The 2,433-nt window shown below is 33.7% G+C and carries 2 protein-coding genes; both read left to right on the forward strand.

Annotated features, from left to right (window positions below; all coding sequences use genetic code 11):
* The first annotated feature begins 426 nt into the window (after positions 1 to 426).
* Positions 427 to 1,968 carry a spore germination protein gene (locus tag RB298_RS15575; protein WP_486047528.1) on the forward strand — a complete coding sequence of 514 codons (1,542 nt, stop codon included), beginning with the start codon at positions 427 to 429 and terminating at the stop codon, positions 1,966 to 1,968.
* A partial coding sequence (locus tag RB298_RS15580) for a GerAB/ArcD/ProY family transporter (protein ID WP_486047529.1) occupies positions 1,949 to 2,433 on the forward strand: 485 nt, incomplete at its 3' end. The genes RB298_RS15575 and RB298_RS15580, both read left to right, overlap by 20 nt.

Below are 2,433 nucleotides of genomic sequence, written 5' to 3' on the forward strand. Positions count from 1 at the left end.
CACTAATCCTGTTACTTTTTTCCTTGCTGAATTTTTTCTTCAAATGGAATAGGATTATATAGCTATGCTACTGCTTTATTTTATTCTTTTAGACACCTTCCAAACAGCCAATTTGATCACTGGACTTAGCTATCCTATCTAAAAGGTAAGTGCCTCAGAATTGTGTATACAACATAGCATAGCCATAGATTATTGAGCATTCATTCAACTTATTTTTGACATAGTTTTGAATGTAAAAGCTATATAGCTATACGGCTTGCACGCTAATGTAATTAAACTTACAGACAGCCAATTTTAAGTCACTTGACGATTTCCCTCACATTGCACAAGATACGTAAAAGAAAATTAAACAACTGGAATCTTTTACATACATCGATAATTAGTGGGGAAAATATCCTTAAATAAAAACATAGGAGCTTAGATTTAATGAAGTTCATTAAAAAATTATTAAAGTATAACAAAGATAAAAATGAAAAGAATCCTTCAAAAAAAAGAGAAAAAATCTCTAACCCTGCTTTCTCAACAATTAAAGAAAATATCTTCACAATAAATCAAATTTTTTCAAATACAGAGGATTTAGTTATTAAAAATCTAGAGGTGAAGGATGTACAGGGTGTCATTATTTATCTTGAAACGATGGTAGATAAGGAAAAGATACAAAAATACGTTTTGAATCCTTGTTTAAAATCCCCCTTGGAACCAATCTCGGATATGCTCGGTGCTAACTTCCAGTCTGCGACTGTTTTTAATCAGGTTGAGGCTGCGCTTTTAGAGGGTTCTTGTGTTCTAAGTTTAGACGGTTATGCAGAGCTGTTTATTGTTGATGTCTCTCTATCAAAAGAACGTTCTATTACAGAACCGGAGAACGAAAAAGTTGTTCAAGGATCTCATGATGGGTTTATTGAAACCCTTTTGACAAACCTTCACTTACTTAGAAAAACAGTGCATAGTCCTAATCTATCCGTGAAGTATCTTCCTACTGGTACACAAGTGAAATCTAAAATAGCACTTGTTTATTTAAATAACCTTGTTGATGAAGAAATAATTCATGAATGTGAATATAGGATAAAATCTATATCGATGGATAATGTTGTAAACATTGGATTCTTGGAAGAATTAATAGAAGATTCTACACTATCACCTTTTCCTCAACTATTAAACACAGAAAGAGTAGATCGTGTGGCAGGACATTTAAATGAAGGCAGAGTTGCTGTATTAATGGAAGGAAGCCCAACTGCTTTACTTTTTCCGGTTACCTTTTTCGCTTTTTATCAGTCACCAGACGATTATAGTTCTCGGTGGATAATTGGAACTTTTATACGTTCTATTCGACATGCCAGTTTTTTAATTTCGATTATATTGCCAGCTTTTTATATTGCTGTTATCGCCTTTCACTTTGAAGTATTGCCTGATGAACTTGTAAATCCCGTTGGAAGTTCAATTAATAAGATTCCTTTTCCCCCATTGATTGAAGCATTAATTTTGGAATTAACCATTGAATTAATTCGAGAGGCTGGAATACGTCTTCCCTCAAGAATTGGTCAAACCATTGGTATAGTTGGAGGACTTGTTATTGGGGACGCTGTCGTTCAGGCAGGACTTATCTCAACTACAATGATTGTTGTTGTCGCTCTAACTGCTATTTCTTCTTTTTGTGTTCCATCTCACGGAATGAGTGACGCGGTCCGGTTGTTACGCTTTCCTTTTATGTTTCTTGCTGCCTCATTTGGATTTGTTGGAATAGTCTTTGGATTTATTGTTCTTTTAGCTCACCTATGTAAGTTAGAGTCTTTTGGTACGCCCTACTTCGCTCCATTTGCTCCACTTAGAATAAAAGATATTAAAGATACTTTTTTAAGATTGCCCATTTGGAAATTAAAAACACGACCATTAGATTCACATCCTAAGCATATCGAACAACAAGATCCTTTAAGGGGATGGAACTACAATGATACGAAAAGAAAATAGAATTTCAAATACACAATTGTTTTTTATTATTATTCAAGCTCAAATTGGAGTTGGTATCTTATCAATACCTCATGACGTATCACTAATATCCAAAAACGATGGATGGATATCAACTTTAATTGCAGGGGCAATGGTGCAAGTCATTATTCTGGTTTTGTGGGGGCTTGGCAGAAAATTTCCGTCTTTAACTATTTACGAAATAATACCTCATTTAATAGGAAAAAGGTTAGGAAAGATTATTATTTTCTGTTATGCCATTTACTTTATCGTGACAGGAAGTTTAGTTTTATCTCGTTTCATTCAAGTAATTGATACGTGGATTCTACAGAGGACACCAAACTGGATATTAATTCTTTTAACGTTAGGAGTTTGCGTGTATCTTGTAAAAGATACTTTAAGAAGCATTGCTCGTTTTTATGTACTTGTTACACCATTATTAATTATCCTATTTGGTTTAGTTACGTA

The sequence above is a fragment of the Priestia sp. BR_2 genome (genome assembly GCF_041954005.1).
Taxonomy (GTDB): Bacteria; Bacillota; Bacilli; order Paenibacillales; family Paenibacillaceae; genus Paenibacillus_AQ; species Paenibacillus_AQ lautus_A.